The sequence below is a fragment of the Streptomyces sp. NPDC029044 genome (genome assembly GCF_040637495.1).
Classification (GTDB): domain Bacteria; phylum Actinomycetota; class Actinomycetes; order Streptomycetales; family Streptomycetaceae; genus Streptomyces.
On record NZ_JBEZWN010000012.1, the window covers coordinates 103,500 to 122,501 of the forward strand.

The following is a 19,002-nucleotide window of genomic DNA, read 5'->3' on the forward strand; positions in this document are numbered from 1 at the left end:
ACACCAGATGTGGAGACCTCCTGCCGTGGCTGCTTTCCTGTATCGATTGGGCCGTCTGGCCTTCCGGCGGCGCTGGTACGTCGCCCTGGTCTGGGCGGCCGTCCTGGCCGCCGTGGGGCTGGGCGCCCTCAAGGCGCCGGGGGCCGTCGACGAGGAGTTCTCGATGCCCGGCATCGAGTCCCAGAAGGCGTTCGACCTGATGGAGCAGCGCTTCCCCGGCGCCACGGCCGACAGCGCGACGGCCCGGGTCGTCTTCATCGCGCCGGGCGGCGAGAAGGTCACGGCCGCCGCGAACAAGAAGGCCGTCGAGAAGGCCGTGGCCGGGCTGGGCGACGGCACGCAGGTCGCGAACGCCGTGGACCCGTTCGCCGCGAAGACGATCAGCAAGGACGGCACGACGGCCTTCGCGACGGTCACCTACAAGGTCGGCGCCCACGACCTCACCGACGCCAGCCGCGACCACCTGGAACGGACCGTCGACCGGGCCCGGGACTCCGGGCTGACCGTCGAGGCGGGCGGGACCGCGCTGGCCGCCGAGGGCGGGGCGGGCGGCATGGCCGAGGTGATCGGCGTCGCGATCGCCGCGGTCGTGCTCCTGATCACCTTCGGTTCGCTGGCCGCCGCCGGGCTGCCCCTGCTGACGGCCGTGATCGGCGTCGGCGTGAGCATGGCCACGATCCTCGCGCTGTCCAGCGCTCTCGGTCTGTCCACGACCACCGGCACCCTCGCGATGATGCTGGGCCTCGCCGTCGGCATCGACTACGCGCTGTTCGTCGTCTCCCGCTACCGCGAGGAGCGCGCCAAGGGCCGCTCCCCGCAGGAGGCGACCGGGATGGCCGTCGGCACGGCCGGTTCCGCGGTCGTGTTCGCCGGGCTCACCGTCGTGATCGCGCTGGCCGGCCTCGCCGTGGTCGGCATCCCGATGCTCACCAAGATGGGGCTGGCCGCGGCGGGCGCGGTCGTCGTCGCCGTGCTGATCGCCCTCACCCTCGTCCCGGCACTCCTCGGCTTCTGGCCGAACGCCGTGCTCACCCGCAAGGCGCGCAGGAGCGGCCGGATCGAGGAGAGCACCGGGGACAACGCCGGCACCCGCTGGGCGCGGTTCGTGCTGCGCCGCCCCATACCGGTCCTGCTCCTCGGCGTCGTCGGCCTCGGCGCCCTCGCCCTGCCCGCCGCCGACCTCCAGCTGGGCATGCCCGGGGACGAGGCCAAGCCGACCTCCACCACCGAGCGCCGGGCCTACGACGCGCTCGCCGAGGGCTTCGGGCCGGGCTTCAACGGACCGCTGACCATCGTCGTGGACGCCAAGGGCGCCGCCGACCCGAAGGCCGCCGCCGGCACGATCGCGAAGGAGATCGGCGGCACCGAGGGCGTCGTGTCCGTCTCCCCGGCCCGCTTCAACGAGGCCGGCGACACCGCCGTCTTCTCGGCCGTGCCCGCCACCGCGCCGACCGACGAGAAGACCAAGAACCTGGTGACCACCATCCGGGACGAGCGGCCCGGCATCGAGTCCGGCACCGGCGCGACCTACGAGGTCACCGGCACCACCGCGATGAACATCGACATCAGCGAGAAGGTCCAGGCCGCGCTGATCCCGTACCTGGTGGTCGTGGTCGGCCTGGCGATCGTGCTGCTGCTGGTGGTCTTCCGGTCCGTGCTCGTCCCGGTCAAGGCGGCCCTCGGCTTCCTGCTGTCGGTGCTGGCCTCGCTCGGCGCGGTCGTCGTGGTCTTCCAGCAGGGCCACGGCGCGGAGCTCCTCGGCGTGGAGCAGACCGGCCCGATCATGAGCCTGATGCCGATCTTCCTGGTGGGCATCGTCTTCGGCCTGGCGATGGACTACGAGGTGTTCCTCGTCTCGCGGATGCGGGAGGCCTACGTCCACGGCGAGTCGCCCTCCCGGGCGATCACCTCCGGCTTCCACCACAGCGCCCGGGTGGTCGTGGCCGCCGCCCTCATCATGATCGCGGTGTTCGCCGGGTTCATCGGTGAGAGCGACTCCATGATCAAGATGATCGGCTTCGGGCTCGCCTCGGCCGTCCTGTTGGACGCCTTCGTCGTACGGATGGCGATCGTGCCGGCCGTCCTCGCCCTGCTCGGCGACAAGGCCTGGTGGCTGCCGAAGTGGCTGGACCGGGCGCTGCCGAGGGTCGACGTGGAGGGCGAGGCCCTGAGCCGGCCGGAGCGCGAACCGGCCGCGGACACCGCACCCGATCTGGAGCCGGCCCGCACCTGAGCAACCCCGCACAGGGCCGCCCGTGGCGAAGGACACGGGCGGCCCCTCGGGCGTTCCCGCCCGACGTCGACCACGATGGTCCCAGCCCCACCGACCGGAGAGCCCGATGAACATCAGTCTGGAGCGGCGCTACCAGGATCGCCTCGAGGAATTCTCGGCACGCCACGTGTTCCTCGTCGACCTGGCGATGGTCCTGGCACTGATGGGCTGTACCGCCCTCGGCGGAACGCTCACCATGCCCGGCGCCGACCCGCCGGACCATGACAAGACCGCCACCGCCCTCATGGGCGTGGCCTGCCTCGTCCTGCTCAAGCACCGCACTCACCCGCGCTCCGCCGTCGTGGTGGCCGGGGCCTGTACGGTGACCGCGGTCGGACTCGGCTACCTGGTCACGCCCCTGCTGCTGGCACCGGTCATGGCCGCCCTCTACTGGCTGGCCGCGCAGACCGACCGCAGGTCCACCCGCATCCACGGCCTGTCCACCCTGCTCGCGGTGACGCTCGCGGCGGTGTTCTCCGGTTCCATGAACCACGTCTCGCTGCTGCTCAGGACGATCGGCCCGATCTTCTGGCTGATGCTGCCGCTCGCGGCCGGCAAGATGACGCAACTGCGGCGCGCCTACCTCCGGTCGCTTCAGGCCCGGGCCGAACACGCCGAGCGCACCAGGGAGGAGGAGGCCCGCCTGCGCGTCACCGAGGAGCGGGTGCGCATCGCCCGGGAGCTCCACGACGTGGTGGCCCACCACATGGCCTTGGCCAACGCCCAGGCCGGAACGGCCGCACACCTCGCCCTCACCAGCCCCGAACAGAGCCAGAAGATCCTCACCGACCTGACCGGCACCACGTCCTCCGCGCTGCGGGAACTGAAGGCCACGCTCGGCCTGCTGCGCGACGACGACGCCCCCGGTTCCCTGGGACTGGACCCGTCCCCGGGCCTGTCCCGGCTGCCCGAGCTGGTCTCGGCATGCGAGTCGGCGGGGCTGGAGGTCACCGTCCACACGGAAGGGGAGCCGCAGCCGCTGTCGCCCGGCGTCGACCTGACCGCGTACCGGATCGTGCAGGAGGCCCTCACCAACGTCACCAAGCACGCCACGGCCGAGGCCGCCCACGTGCTCCTCGCCTACACCGGCTCCCGTCTGCTGATCACGGTCAGCAACGACGGCCCCAGCAAGCCGGAGGCCGCCCGGGGCCGCGGGTTCGGTGTGATGGGCATGCGCGAACGGGCCCTGTCCATCGGCGGCGAACTGTGCGCGGGCCCCCGCCCCCAAGGCGGCTTCGAGGTCACCACCGAGCTGCCCCTGCAACCCTCCGTCCACCTCGCGGAAGGAACCACGGCATGAGCATCAGGGTGCTGCTCGCCGACGACCAGGCGCTGCTGCGGGCCACGTTCCGCATCCTCATCGACTCCTGCCCGGACATGGAGGTGGTCGCCGAGGCCTCCGACGGCGCCGAGGCGGTCGAGCTGACCCGCGAGCTGCGCCCCGACATCGTCCTGATGGACATCCGCATGCCCGGCACCGACGGCCTCACCGCCACCTCCGAGCTGTGTGCCGACCCCGATCTGTCCGCCACCCGCGTCCTGATCCTGACCACGTTCGAGACCGAGGACTACGTCGCCCAGGCCCTGCGCGCCGGCGCCAGCGGCTTCCTCGGCAAGGACGTCACCGCCGACACCCTCCTGTCGGGTCTGCGCACGGTGGCCTCCGGCGAGGCCCTCCTCTCGCCCGTCGCCACCCGCTCCCTCATCACCCGCTTCCTCATGGCGCCGGCCCCCGGCACCGGCCTCGCGCCCCCCGAGCGCCTGGCCGACCTCACGGTCCGCGAACGCGAGGTGATGGCCCTGGCCGCGGAAGGCAGGTCCAACTCGGAGATCGCCGAGGACCTCACGCTCAGCCCGCTGACCGTCCGCACGCACATCCACCGGGCCATGACCAAGCTGCACGCCCGGGACCGCGCGCAGCTGGTCGTCATCGCGTACCAGACCGGGCTGGTACGGGCGACGCCACCGGCGTGAGCCCCGCGCCTGCCCCGATCACGGCCTGCCGTAGGCCGCGACCATGATCGTCTCGGCGGTCGGGTTCATGCCCTGGCCCTTGGCGTCGGTGGAGTTGACGCTGTAGACGAGGGTGCGGGAGCCGTCGCGGGTGGAGGCGATGGCGGCGTTGTAACCCCAGCGCCCGCCCGTCTTGCCCCACACCTCGCGCCCGCCCAGCACCTTCATGGACAGGCCCACGGAGTAGGCGGCCGGCTCCCCCGTCCCGAAGTCGGTCACCCCCGGCAGTGTGAACATCTCCTCCAGCAGCGGTCCGCGCACGACCCGCCCCTCGAACAGGGCGTTGGTGAAGCGCTCCAGGTCCGCGGTGGTCGAGATGATGTCCCCGGCCGCCCATCCGTCCGTCGCCCCCCACACGGACACGTCCCGGAGCCCGGTCGTGCCGTCGTCGAGGCGCATGGTCTGGTAGCCGTGGTTGTGCGGCCCGGCGATCCGGGGGGCGGCTCCGGGGAGGTAGGTGTTCCGCAGTCCGAGCGGCCCGAGCACCCGCCGGGCGACCTGACGCTCGTAGGAGTCATGGGTGACGCGCTCGATGAGCAGGCCGGTGATGGTGTAGCCGATGTTGAGGTAGTGCTGGCGCTCGCCCGGCGCGAACTCGCGCTTCTTCGACGTCGCCGAGCGGACCATGTCCTCCGGGTGGTGGACCTGGAAACGGTTCGCGTACCACTCCTCGACGGTGGTGCCGGGGAAGTCCGGGGCCGGGATGCCGTGCGTGTGGTTGAGGAGCTGCCGGACGGTGACACCCCGGTACGCCGCCGGGATCAGTTCCGGCAGGTAGGAGCGGGCGCTGCGGTCGAGGTCCAGCCGCCCCTCCCGGGCCAGTTGCAGGGCGACCGCGGCGGTGAAGACCTTGGTCACGGATCCGGCGCGGAAGCGGGCGGCCGGATCGGCGGGCCTGCCGGTCGCCAGATCGTGCACGCCCGAACTGCCGTGCCAAGCGCCCTTCTTGCCCCCGACCCGCACGAGAGCGGCGGTGGCGTCGGCGGAGGGCAGGCCGGCGATGGCGGCTTCGAGGGCCGGGCCGGGGGACGGCGCGGCCGACGACGCGGCGGGGGCGGAAGCCGCGGGGGCGGAGGCGACGGCCGGGAGCACGGACGGCCCCGCGGCGAGCGCGGCGACGAGCGCGGCGGCGGTCAGCAGGCGGGTACGGCTCTTCATGGCGAACTCCGGTGAGACAAGGCGACGTTGGGCGACGGACTCATCCTCCGCAGCCGTGCCGTCCCGCGGATCGCTCCCGCCGGTGGTCCTGCGGTGTCACTTCCTCGCCGGCGCGGGGGAGGGCCCGGCCCCCGCCGATCCCCCGGGCGGGGGATCACCGGCCGCGACGAGGCCGGTCTCATAGGCGCAGATCACGGCCTGGATCCGGTCCCTGAGGCCCAGCTTCGACAGCACGTTGCCGACATGCGTCTTGACGGTGTGGTCGCTGACCACCAGCTCGGCGGCGATCTCGGCGTTCGACAGACCGCGCGCGAGGAGCAGCAGTGTCTCGCGCTCCCGGGCGGTCAGCACGTCGAGCCGGGGGTCGGACCGGCGGGCCCGGGCGGCTGCGGGCCGGGTGTACTGCTCGACCAGCCGCCGGGCGACGGAGGGGGCGAGCAGCGAGTCGCCCCGGGCGACGACCCGCACGGCGTGCACGAGGTCGTCCCGGCGGACGTCCTTGAGCAGGAAGCCGCTCGCACCCGCGTGCAGCGCGTCGTACACGTATTCGTCGGAGTCGAAGGTCGTCAGCATCACCGTCCGGCAGTCGCCCGTCGCGCTGATCGCCCGGCAGGCCTCGATGCCGTCCATGCGGGGCATCCGGATGTCGAGCAGCGCGACGTCGGGCGCGTGCCGCCGCACCGCGTCGAGGGCCCCGCGGCCGTCACCCGCCTCGGCGACGACCTCGATGTCCGGCTGCGCGTCCAGGATCATCGCGAAGCCGCTGCGCACGAGTTCCTGGTCGTCGGCGACGACGACACGGATCGTCATCTCGCGACCTCCGCCGCGGTGGAGAGGGGGATCCGCACCCGCACCTCGAAGCCGTGCCCGTGCGCTCCCGGCCCGGTGACCGCGTCACCTCCGTGCGCGGCGGCCCGTTCGCGGATGCCGACGAGCCCGTGCCCGCCCCGGTGCGACACGGCCTGCGCCCCTCGCCCGTCATCGGTCACGGCGACCTCCAACTCGCCGGCGCTACAAATCAGTTCCACTGTCACGGTCTGTGCCTCCGCGTGCTTGACGACATTGGTCAGGGCCTCCTGGACCACCCGGTGGACGGTCACCCCGGCCGCTGGGGGCACCGGCCCGGTGTCCCCCGCGGTCCGGTACACCACATCGAGTCCACTCCCGCGCACCCGGTCGAGAAGGCCGGGCAGCGCGGCGAGCCCCGGCTGCGGCTCGCGCGGGGCGGTGCCGTCGTCCTCGCCGGCACCGTCCCGCAGCACCCCCAGCATGTGACGCAGTTGCGTCATGGCCTCCCGCCCCGTGGCGGAGATGGCGTCGAAGGCGGCCTCGGCCCGCTCGGGCGCGGCCCGTACCGCGACCGGTCCGGCCTCGGCCTGCACGATCATCAGGCTCACGGCGTGGGAGAGGATGTCGTGCATCTCCCGTGCGATCCGGGCCCGTTCGCGGACGGCGGCCTGCTCGGCCTCGACGCGGTGGGCCCGCTGCCGGGCGTCGGTCAGCCGCCCGAAGACGTAGGCGGCGGCGAACACGAAGAAGGAGAAGGTCAGTTCGCGTGCCGACCGGGTGTTGAGCCAGACGCCCACCGGCACGGCCACCACCAGCACCAGCCCGGCGAGGAGGCGCTGCGCCGGGCCCGCCAGCGCGGCGACGGTGTACGTGATGACCAGCCCGGTGTACGGCAGCGGCTGCCCTGGCCCGTCGACGGTCAGCCGGTACAGCAGGCTGGTGGCCAGCATCGCGAACAGCACGGCGAGCGGAGCGCGCCTGCGCCAGACCAGGGGCAGGACGGTGAGCGTGCTCAGCCCGTACGCGGCCCAGGTCGCCGGGGGCAGTCCGGGCGCGCGCGGCAGGAGGAACGGCATGGTCATCGCGCCCTGGACGAGCAGCGCGACGCCGGTGTCGACCAGGAGCGGATGGGCCGCCGCGAGCACCCGGCCCCGGTCCCACCACCCGCGCCATCTCCCACCTATACCCATGGCGACGTACGACCCCCCGTCCCGTGCGACCCGACCCCCGAACCGTAACGGGCGACCGGCATGGAGGCCTGACGTCTCCGGCTGCGGCGAGGGGGCAGGGGCCCAGTGGTTAGGCTTGATCCCGTGGAGCTCCTGCACCTGCGCTATTTCCTCGCCGTCGCCCAAGAACTGAACTTCTCCACCGCCGCCCGCAAACTGCACATGGCGGCCTCCCCGTTGAGCCGGCGGATCAAGGACCTCGAGAACGAGCTCGGGCACCGGCTGTTCGACCGGGACACCCACCACGTACGGCTCACGGCGGCCGGCAGCGCGCTGCTGCCGATCGCCCGCGGCGTGCTGGAACAGGTCGACTCCATCAAGTGGCGGCTGGACGAGACGGCCCGGCCGCAGCGCACCACCCTGCTGCTCGGCGTGCCCACCGGCGTCCATCCCGACCTGCGGGAACGGATGGACGCCCTGGCCGAGCGGGTCGGCGACCGGTTCGAGATCAAACGTTGGCCCGGCGGCACCGACCGGCTCGTCGACGCCGTGTGCGACGGCAGGCTGGCGCTGACCCTGGCCCGGCTCCCGGCCGGCGGCGACCCGGCGCTGGAGCAGATGCCGGTGATGTCGGAGCGGCTCGGCGCGGTCGTTCCCCTGGACCGGTTCGCGGGGCGGGAGTCCGTCGCCCTCGCGGAGCTGGCGGAACTCGCCTACGCGGGCTCCCCGACGGCGGTGACGAACGCCTACTTCCGCGGCCTCGACCAGCAGCTCGCCGAACTCGGCATCAAGAAGCGCATCGAACTGGGCAGCGCCACATTCGAGGGAATCTCGGAAATAGTCTCCAGTGGCCTGGCGTTCTCCATTTCCATGCTGGACCCCAGGAGTCCGGTGCAGAATTATCGTCTGGACGGTGTCACCGTCCTTCCTTTCTCCGATTTCCATCCCCGTATGGAGACCGGACTCATCTGGCGCAAGGACCGGGCCAACGGTGGTGACCTGCGGGAAGTGGTGGAGGCGGCCAGGGAGATTTTCGCCGAACCGCTCCACTCATAACCACCGTAAAACAGCACCAAAAGCGGTATGACCGCTGCGGTCATACCGCTTTTCGTTATTCGGTCACACCATTCGTTTCCCTTCACCGACTCGCCGCGCTAACTTAGTTTCCAGATACACACACATGGCGAGCGAAGGAGTGAAGAAACCGATGACGGACACCACCGACACCGTCGCAGGCCCGCTGCGGGGCGTCCGCGTGATCGACCTCTCGACCGTGGTGATGGGCCCCTACGCCGCCCAGATCCTCGGTGACCTGGGCGCCGACGTGATCAAGATCGAGTCGCCGGCCGACACCGTCCGCGTGGGCCACTACAAGACCACGCCGGGCATGACCCCGCTCAACCTCAACGTCAACCGCAACAAGCGCAGCGTCGCCCTCAACCTCAAGGACGACACCGACCGCGAGCGCGCGCTGCGGCTGATCGACACCGCGGACGTCCTGATCACCAACATGCGCCCCGGCGCCCTGCGCCGCCTGGGCCTGTCCTACGACGACATCGCCGCCCGCAACCCCGGCCTCGTCTACGCCCACGCCCAGGGCTTCCGCAGCGACTCGGACCGGGCGGGCAACGCCGCCTACGACGAGACCGTGCAGGCCGCCTCCGGCCTCGTCGACATCGCCGACCGCGCACTCGGCGAGCCCGTCTACCTGCCGACCATCATCGGCGACAAGGTCTCCTCGCTGACCATCGCCTACAGCGTGCTGGCCGCCCTGCTGCACCGGAACAACACCGGCCAGGGCCAGCTCATCGAGATCCCGATGACCGACACCCTGATCGCCTTCAACCTGGTCGAGCACCTCGCGGGCCACACCCACGTGCCCGAGACCGGCCCCACCGGCTTCGCGCTGTCGATGCTCAAGGGCCACAAGGCGGTACGCACCAAGGACGGCCTGGCCTGCGTCATGCCGTACAACCCGCACAACTACCGGGACTTCTTCACCGCCGCCGGGCGCCCTGACCTCGCCGAGGACCCGCGGGTGAACGGCGACGCCATCGACAGCGCCGACCACGAGGACCTGGCCGCGCTGCTGGAGACCTGCGCCCCGGCGCTGACCACCGAGGAGTGGGCCGAGGTGTGCGCCAAGCACAGCATCCCGATGGCCCCGGTGCTGGAGCTCGACCGCGCCCACGACGACCCCTACGTCCGAGACGGCCACCTGCTCGACAGCGTCGAGCACCCCACCGAGGGCACGGTCCGCACCATCGGCATCCCGCTGCGCTTCTCCGCCACCCCCGGCTCGATCCGCCGCCTCGCACCCGTCGCGGGCCAGGACACCGAGGACGTCTTCGCCGAACTCGACGCCGCCACCCGCTGACGCCGTCACCTGCTGATTGCCCACAGGAGGACAGTCATGAGCACCCCCACACCTCCCGTCGTTCGTACCGAACGCATCGGCTCCACCCTGCTGATCACCCTCGACCGCCCCGAGGCCCGCAACGCCGTGAACGCCGCGACCGCCACCGCGCTGGCCGCCGCACTCGACGAGCTGGAGGCCGACCCCGCCCTGCGGGTCGGCGTCCTGACCGGCGAGGGCGGCACGTTCAGCGCCGGCATGGACCTCAAGGCCGCCCTGCGCGGCGAGTCGCCCGAGGTCGAGGGCCGCGGATTCGGCGGCCTGACCGAATCCAGGCCGGACAAGCCCCTCATCGCCGCCGTCGAGGGCTTCGCCATGGGCGGCGGTTTCGAACTGGCCCTGGCCTGCGACCTGATCGTCGCAGCCGAGGACGCCCGGTTCGGCCTGCCCGAGGTCAAGCGCGGCCTGATCGCCGCGGGCGGCGGCGTGATCCGGCTGCCCGAGCGCATCCCGCACCACCTCGCGATGGAGTTCCTGCTGACCGGCGATCCCGTCGACGGCCGCCGGGCCGGCGAACTGGGCCTGGCCAACCGGGTCACCGCGAAGGGACAGGCCGTCGCCGAGGCGCTCCGGCTGGCCGAACGGGTCGCCGAGAACGCACCGCTCGCCCTCGCCACAGTCAAGCGCGTCGTGCGCGCCGCCGAGGGGGCGTCCGACGAGGAGGCCTTCGCCTTCCAGCGCACGCAGATGAAGTCCCTGATGGCCTCGGACGACGTCCGCGAGGGCATGACCGCCTTCGCCGAGCGCCGCCCCGCGCGGTGGACCGGGCGGTGAGCCGGACATGAAGGCCGCAGACGTACGACAGCGCGTCACCACCCCCCTCACGAGCCCGGCGTACGCGCCGATGGTGCCGCGCTTCACCGACCGCGAGTACCTCAACGTCGTCTACCGCACCGACCCCGACGCCCTGCGGGCCGTCGTCCCCGAACCCCTGCGGATCGACGAGCCGCTGGTCCGGTTCGAGGTCATGAAGATGGGCGACGTCAGCGGCTACGGCCCCTACACCGAGGCCGGCCAGGCGATCCCCGTCCGCTTCGAGGGCGAGCAGGGCGAGTACCTGCACACGATGCACCTCGACAACTTCCCGGCCACCGCCTCCGGCCGCGAGGTCTCCGCCTACCCGAAGGTCATCGGCTCCCCGTCGCTGTACGTCGACTCCGGTGCGCTCGTCGGCACCCTCGACCACGGCGGCCTGCGGGTGGCCACCGCGACCATGGGCTACAAGCACCACGAGCTGGACCGGGCCGAGGCCGAGGCACAGATCACCGTGCCCACCTTCATGCTCAAGACGATCCCCGGCTACGACGGCCTCCCGCGCGTGCAGGAACTCGTCCGCACCCGCATCACCGACGTCACCGTCAAGGGCGCCTGGACCGGCCCCGCCCGGCTCCAGCTGTTCCAGCACGTGCTCGCCCCGCTGGCCGACCTGCCGGTGCTGGAGGTCGTCTCCGCCTCCCACATCCTCACCGACCTGACGCTGGCGGGCGTCGAGCCGGTCCACGACTACCTGAAGGGAGCCGCGTCATGAACCGCGCCTTCCGTACCGCCGCGGTGATCGGCGCCGGGACCATCGGACTGTCCTGGGCCACGCTGTTCGCCGCGCACGGCCTGACCGTCCGGGTGAGCGACCCGCGCCCCGACCTCGCCGAGGCGGTGGACGAGGCCCTGGCCACCTACGCCCCCCACCTGGCCGCCCGCGGCCTGGACACCACCGGCCTGGCCGACCGCGTGCACCTCGCGGCCGACGTCACCGAGGCCGCCCGGGACGCCGACGTCGTCCAGGAGAACGGCCCCGAGCGGGCCGCGTTCAAGAAGGACCTGTTCGCCACCCTCGCCCGGGAGGCACCCGCCCACGCCCTGCTGCTCAGCTCCTCCTCGGCGATCCCGTCGAGCGCGTTCACCGGGGAGCTGTCCGACGAGGACGCCGCCCGGGTACTGATCGGCCACCCCTTCAACCCGCCGCACCTGGTCCCGCTCGTCGAGGTCGTGCCCGGGATACGCACCGGCGAGGACGCCGTGCTGGACGCGGTGGACTTCTACACCTCGGTCGGCCGCACCCCGGTCGTCGAGCGCAAGGAGATCCCCGGCTTCGTCGGCAACCGTCTCCAGAACGCCCTCAGCCGCGAGGCCGCGTACCTCGTCCAGGAGGGTGTGGTGACCCCCGAGGACCTCGACAAGGTCGTGATCAACTCGCTGGGCCTGCGCTGGGCCACGGTCGGGCCGTTCCTCGGCGCGCACCTGGGCGGCGGACCCGGCGGCTACCGGCACCTGGTCGAGCACATCGGCAAGTCGATGCAGCAGACGGGCGCGGGCCTCGGCACCCCGGCGCATGAGATGGAACAGAAGGAACAAGAGGAAGCACAGGAACGGCTCATCGAAGCCGTGGAAAAGGCCTACGGCTCCTCCACGTACTCGGAACTGACCGGGACGCGCGACCGCAGGCAACTCGCTGTCCTGGCAGCCCTGGACAGCGCGGACAAGGAGGAGAACTGAGATGACCACCACGCACGAACCCCTCCAGGACCAGCTGGTCGCGGACTTCTACGACTACGAGGCGCTGCTGCCCGACGACGAGCGCAAGCTCCTCCTCAAGACCCGCGCCCTCATGCGCGACGAGGTCAAGCCGCTGGTGAACGAGAACTGGGGCAAGGACCGGTTCCCGACGGAGCTCATCACCCTCTTCCGCGACAGCGGCCTCGCCGGCCTCCCCTATGAGGGCTACGGCGAGCACCGTCCCGCCGTCAGCAACCTGCTCAGCGGCACGATGGCCATGGAGATGGCCCGCACCGACGCCTCGGTGTCCACCTTCTTCGGCGTCCACAACGGTCTGGCGATGTACTCCATCTACTCCGGCGGCGACCAGGAGCAGCGCGACCGCTGGCTGCCGGCGATGGCCGCCATGGACAAGATCGGCGCGTTCGCGATGACCGAGCCGCTCGGCGGGTCCGACGTCGCGGGCGGCATGCGCACCACCGCCCGGCGCGAGGGCGACACCTGGGTCCTGAACGGCGCCAAGAAGTGGATCGGCAACGCCACCTTCGCCGACTACGTCGTGGTGTGGGCGCGCGACCTCGACGACAACCACGTCAAGGGCTTCGTCGTCGAGAAGGGCACGCCCGGCTTCGACCCCGTGAAGATCGAGGGCAAGATCGCCTTCCGGATCGTGGAGAACGCCGAGATCACCCTGACCGACGTCCGGGTGCCGGAAGCCAACCGGCTGCAGAACATCAACTCCTTCCGCGACGTCGCCGAGATCCTGCGCGCGACCCGTGCGGGAGTGGCCTGGCAGGCGCTCGGTGTCATGGTCGGCGCCTACGAACTGGCCCTGGACTACGCCCGGGAGCGCCGCCAGTTCGGCCGCCCGATCGGCGGTTTCCAGCTGGTGCAGGACCTGCTGGTCAAGAGCCTCGGCAACATCACCGCCTCCTGGGGCATGATGACGCAGCTCGCCCGGCTGCAGGACGCCGGCATCTTCCGCGACGAACACTCCTCGCTGGCCAAGGCGTTCGTCACCTCCCGGATGCGCGAGGTGGTGGCCTGGAGCCGTGAGATCTTCGGCGGCAACGGCATCCTGCTGGAGCACGACATCGCCCGCTTCTTCGCCGACGCCGAGGCGATCTACTCCTTCGAGGGCACCCGCGAGATGAACACCCTGATCGTCGGCAAGTCGATCACGGGCCAGAGCGCATTCGTCTGAGCTTTATGAGACGAACCAACCCCGGGTTGTGACCCGGGGTTTCGTCATGCCCGGCCGGCTTCGGTGCGCTGATCGGGCGGCGGGACCGCCAACGCGTCGGGTTCGGCGGTGAAGAGCAGGGCCGGAAGGCCACCGCCGAAGCGCGCTCCGGCGGCCGTCCTCACCGAGACACGAGCTTCTCGAAGAAGAACTCGTGCTTGAGGAACGACGTCGCGTGCTCCGCCCCCGGATACGGCGGAATGAGCGGGGACGCCTGAAAGAGCCGCCAGCCGTCCTCCAGGGCGCCGACCCCCGTGTCGTACGGGGGTTCGTCGCTGTCGCCGGTCGTCGGGCGGGTCGTGCCCGTGCCGTCGTAGCGGGCCCAGCCGACGACCCGGGAGTCGAGGGCGGAGTTGTCGAGGTAGAGGACGAGGACCTGCTGCCGGGTGGTGGTCATACGGTGCTCCTCTGCGCGGCGGGCGCGGTGGACGCGCCGGGCCGGTTGGCGATGCGGGTGGCCCAGTGCTCGATGTCGAAGCCGGGGTCGGCGGTCATGGAGCGCCACAGCAGGACCCGGTTGTGGATCTCCAGCCGGCCGGTGGCCTGCTCGTACCAGGGGAAGAAGCGCCCCAACTCCTCGCGTACGGCAGGGGAGTCCAGGTCCCGCGTGTCCCACAGCCGCACCTGCGGCACGGTCGGATTGAAGCGGATCTTGTACATGTGGCGCACGGTGTCGCTGTCGTTGCGCCGCCCGCCGTGCCAGATGCCGTGGTGCATCAGGAGCACGGTGCCGGCCGGGCAGGTCAGCCGGGTCTGGCCGAGCAGGTTCTGGTAGCGGCCGGTGTCGGACTCGTTGATGCGCCGCAGATGGCTGCCCGGGACGACGAGTGTGCCGCCCATGTCGGCGGTCACCTCCTGCGGGTAGTACATGAGTTGCACGTCGAACGCGTCGGGCCGCACGTCGATGAGGGCGTCGGCGTGCAACGCCTGCGCATTGCCCTCCCGGGGCATGCGGGTGTGGACGAAGTGGTGGTCGATGTCCGGATCGGGTCCCACCAGGCTCTCCAGCGCACCCGCCACGGCGGGCAGTTCGACGAGCCGCCGGGTGAAGGAACCCTCCGGGAAGGCCACCGGCACCGGAGTCCCGTACGGCACGGCGGGCAGCGCCCCGGCGGCGAAGACACCGAGCGCCTCCTCGTTCATCTCCCGGGGCACGACGCCGTCGAGGCGCAGGAATCCGTGGGCCGTGAAGCGCGCCACCTCGGCGGAGCTCAACAGCTGTTTCGTGGTTTGCATGACGCAACCGTAGAAGGGCAGAGGGTGGATGTCGTGGGGCGTAATCGACAAGCACTGGTAATTTTCCACCATGCCGACCCACGTGGAACTGCCCCTCGAACTGCCGCCGGACCTGGTCCACGCGGGCGTGGGTGTGCACGGCTCCGCCGGCCCGCACGAGGTCTTCCGCCTCCCGCACCTGTGGCAGCTCCACCTCTACGGCTACTCCGGCACCCTGGAGTTCGGCGGCGCACGGCACCCGATCCGCCCCGGTCACCTCAGCCTCGTACCGCCCGGCATGGAGGTGCACTTCCACTACGACGCCCCGCGCTGCGAGCACCTGTACGCACACTTCCGGCTGCCGGGCGACGGGGAGCGGCACCGGCTCCCGGCGATGCAGGACGCCGGCGCGGAGGCGGCGGTGCTGAGCGCCCTGCTGCGCCAGACGATCGCGGCGTGCGCCCAGTCCCCGGCCCGGGCCTCCGCGGAACTGTGGACGGCGCTGTGGCGCACGACCGGTCTGGCCGCGGCCGCGCAGACGCCCTCCGGGTCCCGGCACCCGGCGCTGCGGGCGGCCATGGCCCATATCGAGGAGCACCTGGCCGATCCGCTGAGCGTTCCCGGGATCGCCCGGGCCGCCGGGGTTTCGCACACGCACCTGACCCGGCTGTTCCGCGAGGACACCGGGCACACGGTCGTCGGCTGGGTCCGGCGCCGCCGCATGGAGCGCGCCCGCCACCTGCTCATCGCCTCGACGCTGGCGATCCCGGCCGTCGCGGCGACGGTCGGGATCCCCGACCTCCAGGCGTTCAACAAGACCTGCCGCAAGGAACTCGGCGCGTCCCCGCGCGCCGTGCGGCAGGCCGCCGGTGCGTAGGCCATGAACGACTGTGCGATCACGGAGCGTTGGCGTGCGCTAGGATTCTTTACCGAGCTCTTACGCTCGGTTGAGCGGCGCCGCGCACAGTCGCGCCGGCCGCTCGGTTCGTCGACAGTGGCCGCCCGGCTTTCCGGGCCGGCGTGAGGGGGCGTGACATGGGGCGAGTGGTGCCTGTCCGCGTCCACAACGCCGCCCGTGACGGCGTCCCTGATACCGACCGCTCCGCGTGAGCGGTCTCCTCTCTTTCTGACGCGCGACGCGTGCTGCCCGACGCGTGACGGTCGACGCCAGCCGGTCGCCTGACGCCTGACGCCCGATGTCCAAGGGCGGGGCGGGACGCGTGCTCGCGCCGCTGTCCGTCGGAGTGGAGCACGCCGCCGACGCCGCATCGCCCTGTCCGGCTCCGCCGCCTCGCACGCGGCCCGGCCCCATCCCACCGCTCACCGAGCCGCACCCGGGGCGTTCACGCCCACGGCACAGACGCCGCAGACCCGATCAACGGAGGTCAGACGCCCGTGCACGACACCACCGCCATGCTCATCGAACTCGGGGCGATCATCCTCGCCCTGGGGCTCCTGGGACGCTTCGCCGGACGGGTGGGCTTCTCGCCCATACCCCTGTACCTGCTGGCCGGACTCGCCTTCGGCCAGGGCGGCATCCTGCCGCTGCGGGCCAGCGAGGAGTTCGTCGCCACCGGCGCCGAGATAGGCGTCATACTCCTGCTGCTCCTGCTCGGCCTGGAGTACAGCGCCTCCGAACTCGTCACCACGCTGAAGACCCAATACCCCTCCGGAGCCGTGGACTTCGTCCTCAACGCCGCCCCTGGAGCGGCCATGGCGTTCCTGCTGGGCTGGGGGCCGGTCGCCGCCGTCGCCCTGGCCGGGGTCACCTGGATCTCCTCCTCCGGGGTCATCGCGAAGGTGCTCGGTGATCTGCGCCGGCTCGGCAACCGCGAGACGCCGGTCATCCTCGGCGTGCTCGTGCTGGAGGACCTGGCCATGGCGGTCTACCTGCCCATCCTCACCGCCCTGCTGGCCGGGGTGGGCCTCGCGGGCGGCGCGGTCACCCTGCTGATCTCGCTGGGCACCGTGGGCGCCGTCCTGTACGTGGCGTTGCGGCACGGCCGCCTGGTCAGCCGCGCGGTGTCCTCGGACAACGCCGAGATGCTCCTGCTGGCCGTCCTCGGTCTGACCCTGCTCGTCGCCGGGCTCGCGCAGCAGCTGCACGTCTCCGCGGCCGTCGGCGCGTTCCTGGTCGGCATCGCCCTGTCCGGCGAGGTCGCCGAGGGCGCCAGCAGCCTCCTCACCCCGTTGCGGGACCTGTTCGCCGCGGTGTTCTTCGTCTTCTTCGGACTGCACACCGACCCGGCCGCCATCCCGCCCGTCCTGCTGCCCGCGCTCGCCCTGGCGGCCGTCACCACCCTGACGAAGGTCGCCACCGGCTACTGGGCGTCCCGCCGGGCCGGCATCTCGTCCAGGGGCCGCTGGCGCGCGGGCGGCACCCTGGTCGCACGCGGCGAGTTCTCCATCGTCATCGCCGGTCTCGCGGTCGGCGCCGAACCCCGCATCGGCCCGCTGGCCACCGCCTACGTCCTGATCCTGGTCATCCTCGGCCCCCTGGCGGCCCGCTGGACCGAACCCCTGGCCCGCCGCGCCGCCCACCGCCGCCCCCGCCCGGCCCCACCGGTCACCGACTCCGCCAAGGAGACGGCCACCGCCCGCGGTTGACCGGAAGAGGCCGGTGTGCCCGGCCGGAGAGCCGGTCCGCCCCCTGACTGTCCGGATTGGCTGTTTCACGGGAAAGGGCCCGGGTGGGACCCTGACGAGCACCCCGGGACCGGCAGGGGAGGCCGGGGGAGAATTCCGTCCAGGTGGACCGGAAGGAAGCGCCAGCATGATCGAGTGGAAGCCCTTGGGCACCGGAGCCAGGCCCGTCCCCCAGCCCGTGGCCACGCCGTTGGTCTGGGCGGGGGCCGGCGTCGGGGCACTGGTGCTGGTGGCGCTCCTCAACACCGTGGTGGGGCCGGACCGGACCGAACTGGCCCTGCCCGCACTGTCCTTGCTGGCCGCGCTGCTGGGGCTGTGTGCCCGCTTCGCGGCCGCCCCCGGCACGGCACTCCTGTGCTGGCTGTTCCTCAACGGCTTCGCCATACCGCCCGCGGGCGTCCTCACCTGGGCAGGTCACCGCGACACCACCTGGCTGGCCTGCCTGCTCACCGCCGCCCTCATCGGCACGGCCCTGGCCCGCCTCGTCCACGCCCGGGCCGCCTACCGCCGCATGGCCCCCGGCCACGTCGGCTCCGACACCAGGACCGGCGACGGGCTGTACGACTCCTGACGCAGAGCCACCCCCACTTCTCGGACGTCACCACCGCGCGTCGTCGACGCCGATCACCTCTGAGGCTTGCCCGGGGAAATGGTCACCGGTCAGAATGGTGACGTGAATCTCGATCACGTCTTCGTCTGCGGAAACCCGGCGCTCGACTTCGCCGCCACGCTCCGGGCCCGCCGTTCGGTGCGCTTCGAGATGTTCGTGACGCCGGACCGGCTGAACGCCTGGTACGTGGAGTCCGGCCTGGTCGACGCGGTCTCCCCGGGCCAGGAGGCCGACGTCGAGCGGGCGAGGGCCGTGCGGGAGGCGGTCTACCTGCTGGTCACCGCCCGCCGGCTCGGGGAGGAGTACGACGGGGCGGCGCTGACCGTCGTGAACAACGCCGCCCGTACGCCGCCCGCCGTCCCCCAGCTCACCCCGTCGGGGCGCTGGACGCAGGCGACGCCGGACGAGGCCCTCTCCCTGGTGGCGCGGCACGCCGTCGAGCTCCTGAGCGGCCCGGACGTGCCCCTGCTCAAGGAGTGCGACAACCCGGAGTGCACCCGCACCTACATCGACCGCTCGCGCGGCATGCGGCGCCAGTGGTGCGGGATGGACTCCTGCGGCAACAAGATCAAGGCCGCCGCGTACCGCGCCCGCAAGAGGACCACGGCGGAGGCTAGCCGCCGACGTACCAGCTGAAGCCGCCGTTGCTGCTGGCTACGGCCAGGAGGACGAGCCACAGGACCACGTCGACGACGCCGAGGATGATGCCGGCCTTCGCCATTCCGGCGCCGCTCTTGACCGATGCCTGCCGCCGGGCGACGGCACCGAAGATGATGGCCAGCGGGCCCAGGATGATGTTCAGGAAGAACAGGCCGATGATGCCGCAGCACAGGCTCGCGATCGCCAGGCCGTTGGTGCGCGAACCGGAGGACGCGGCAGAGGAACCGCCGTAACTCGCCATGGAAAACTCCCAGTTGTCGATGGCACGGACCGAACGGGCCGCACTCTCCTCACTTTCGACTTGTTTTGTTCGAATGC

General features: G+C 71.8%; 19 protein-coding genes. 13 read left to right on the plus strand and 6 right to left on the minus strand.

Translation table 11 applies throughout. The features are described 5' to 3' along the window. Positions 1-25: 25 nt before the first annotated feature. From AB0E85_RS13625 to AB0E85_RS13635, 3 genes are all read left to right on the plus strand, one after another. Entirely contained in the window at positions 26-2,233 is a 2,208-nt protein-coding gene (locus tag AB0E85_RS13625; protein WP_361925769.1) for an MMPL family transporter, read from the plus strand. A gap of 106 nt (positions 2,234-2,339) precedes the next feature. After that, entirely contained in the window at positions 2,340-3,572 is a 1,233-nt protein-coding gene (locus AB0E85_RS13630) for a sensor histidine kinase (RefSeq protein ID WP_361925771.1), read from the plus strand. Further along, entirely contained in the window at positions 3,569-4,246 is a 678-nt protein-coding gene (locus tag AB0E85_RS13635) for a response regulator transcription factor (protein ID WP_361925773.1), read from the plus strand. Before AB0E85_RS13630 ends, AB0E85_RS13635 begins: the two co-directional genes overlap by 4 nt. Positions 4,247-4,264: 18 nt before the next feature. Here the strand turns inward: AB0E85_RS13635 and AB0E85_RS13640 are convergent, their stop codons facing one another. The 3 genes from AB0E85_RS13640 to AB0E85_RS13650 form a co-directional block, all read right to left on the minus strand. After that, positions 4,265-5,443 (minus strand): serine hydrolase domain-containing protein, encoded by a 1,179-nt coding sequence (locus tag AB0E85_RS13640; RefSeq protein ID WP_361925775.1) that lies wholly within the window; start codon positions 5,441-5,443, stop codon positions 4,265-4,267. A 96-nt stretch (positions 5,444-5,539) separates the two neighbouring features. Beyond that, positions 5,540-6,253, minus strand: a complete 714-nt coding sequence (locus tag AB0E85_RS13645) for a response regulator transcription factor (RefSeq protein WP_361925777.1) — start codon at positions 6,251-6,253, stop codon at positions 5,540-5,542. Then, positions 6,250-7,422 carry a sensor histidine kinase gene (locus AB0E85_RS13650; RefSeq protein WP_361925779.1) on the minus strand — a complete coding sequence of 391 codons (1,173 nt, stop codon included), beginning with the start codon at positions 7,420-7,422 and terminating at the stop codon, positions 6,250-6,252. The genes AB0E85_RS13645 and AB0E85_RS13650 overlap by 4 nt, the downstream gene beginning before the upstream one ends. A 123-nt stretch (positions 7,423-7,545) precedes the next feature. On the opposite strand from AB0E85_RS13650, the gene AB0E85_RS13655 reads away from it, so the two are divergent. The 6 genes from AB0E85_RS13655 (at position 7,546) to AB0E85_RS13680 (ending at position 13,514) form a co-directional block, all read left to right on the plus strand. Next, the gene (locus AB0E85_RS13655; RefSeq protein ID WP_361925781.1) at positions 7,546-8,457 is read left to right on the plus strand and encodes a LysR family transcriptional regulator; all 912 of its coding nucleotides are present in this window, start codon (positions 7,546-7,548) and stop codon (positions 8,455-8,457) included. Positions 8,458-8,608: 151 nt separating this feature from the next. Beyond that, entirely contained in the window at positions 8,609-9,778 is a 1,170-nt protein-coding gene (locus AB0E85_RS13660) for a CoA transferase (RefSeq protein WP_361925783.1), read from the plus strand. Positions 9,779-9,814: 36 nt separating this feature from the next. After that, positions 9,815-10,591, plus strand: coding sequence for a crotonase/enoyl-CoA hydratase family protein (locus AB0E85_RS13665; RefSeq protein ID WP_361925785.1), 777 nt, complete (start codon positions 9,815-9,817; stop codon positions 10,589-10,591). 7 nt (positions 10,592-10,598) lie between these two features. Beyond that, the gene (locus tag AB0E85_RS13670; RefSeq protein WP_361925787.1) at positions 10,599-11,345 is read left to right on the plus strand and encodes an acetoacetate decarboxylase; all 747 of its coding nucleotides are present in this window, start codon (positions 10,599-10,601) and stop codon (positions 11,343-11,345) included. Next, positions 11,342-12,310, plus strand: a complete 969-nt coding sequence (locus AB0E85_RS13675) for a 3-hydroxyacyl-CoA dehydrogenase NAD-binding domain-containing protein (RefSeq protein ID WP_361925789.1) — start codon at positions 11,342-11,344, stop codon at positions 12,308-12,310. Before AB0E85_RS13670 ends, AB0E85_RS13675 begins: the two co-directional genes overlap by 4 nt. A 1-nt stretch (position 12,311) precedes the next feature. Then, on the plus strand, positions 12,312-13,514 hold the full coding sequence (locus tag AB0E85_RS13680; protein ID WP_361925791.1) for an acyl-CoA dehydrogenase family protein: 1,203 nt from the start codon (positions 12,312-12,314) through the stop codon (positions 13,512-13,514). 160 nt (positions 13,515-13,674) lie between these two features. On the opposite strand, the gene AB0E85_RS13685 is transcribed toward AB0E85_RS13680, so the two are convergent. Together AB0E85_RS13685 and AB0E85_RS13690 are read right to left on the minus strand one after the other, a co-directional pair. Next, complete coding sequence (locus AB0E85_RS13685; RefSeq protein ID WP_361925794.1) at positions 13,675-13,950, minus strand: hypothetical protein; 276 nt, start codon at positions 13,948-13,950, stop codon at positions 13,675-13,677. Next, positions 13,947-14,789 carry a phytanoyl-CoA dioxygenase family protein gene (locus tag AB0E85_RS13690; protein ID WP_361925796.1) on the minus strand — a complete coding sequence of 281 codons (843 nt, stop codon included), beginning with the start codon at positions 14,787-14,789 and terminating at the stop codon, positions 13,947-13,949. The genes AB0E85_RS13685 and AB0E85_RS13690 overlap by 4 nt, the downstream gene beginning before the upstream one ends. 70 nt (positions 14,790-14,859) lie before the next feature. On the opposite strand from AB0E85_RS13690, the gene AB0E85_RS13695 reads away from it, so the two are divergent. From AB0E85_RS13695 to AB0E85_RS13710, 4 genes are all read left to right on the plus strand, one after another. Continuing rightward, on the plus strand, positions 14,860-15,645 hold the full coding sequence (locus AB0E85_RS13695; RefSeq protein WP_361925798.1) for an AraC family transcriptional regulator: 786 nt from the start codon (positions 14,860-14,862) through the stop codon (positions 15,643-15,645). A gap of 518 nt (positions 15,646-16,163) precedes the next feature. Further along, positions 16,164-17,375: a cation:proton antiporter gene (locus AB0E85_RS13700; RefSeq protein WP_361925800.1), complete on the plus strand. Its 1,212-nt coding sequence runs from the start codon at positions 16,164-16,166 to the stop codon at positions 17,373-17,375. A gap of 166 nt (positions 17,376-17,541) precedes the next feature. Further along, positions 17,542-17,985, plus strand: coding sequence for a hypothetical protein (locus tag AB0E85_RS13705; protein ID WP_361925802.1), 444 nt, complete (start codon positions 17,542-17,544; stop codon positions 17,983-17,985). A 102-nt stretch (positions 17,986-18,087) separates the two neighbouring features. Continuing rightward, on the plus strand, positions 18,088-18,660 hold the full coding sequence (locus AB0E85_RS13710) for a CGNR zinc finger domain-containing protein (RefSeq protein ID WP_361925804.1): 573 nt from the start codon (positions 18,088-18,090) through the stop codon (positions 18,658-18,660). On the opposite strand, the gene AB0E85_RS13715 is transcribed toward AB0E85_RS13710, so the two are convergent. After that, positions 18,638-18,925 carry a DUF4190 domain-containing protein gene (locus AB0E85_RS13715; protein WP_361925806.1) on the minus strand — a complete coding sequence of 96 codons (288 nt, stop codon included), beginning with the start codon at positions 18,923-18,925 and terminating at the stop codon, positions 18,638-18,640. The genes AB0E85_RS13710 and AB0E85_RS13715 overlap by 23 nt on opposite strands. Positions 18,926-19,002 lie beyond the last annotated feature (77 nt).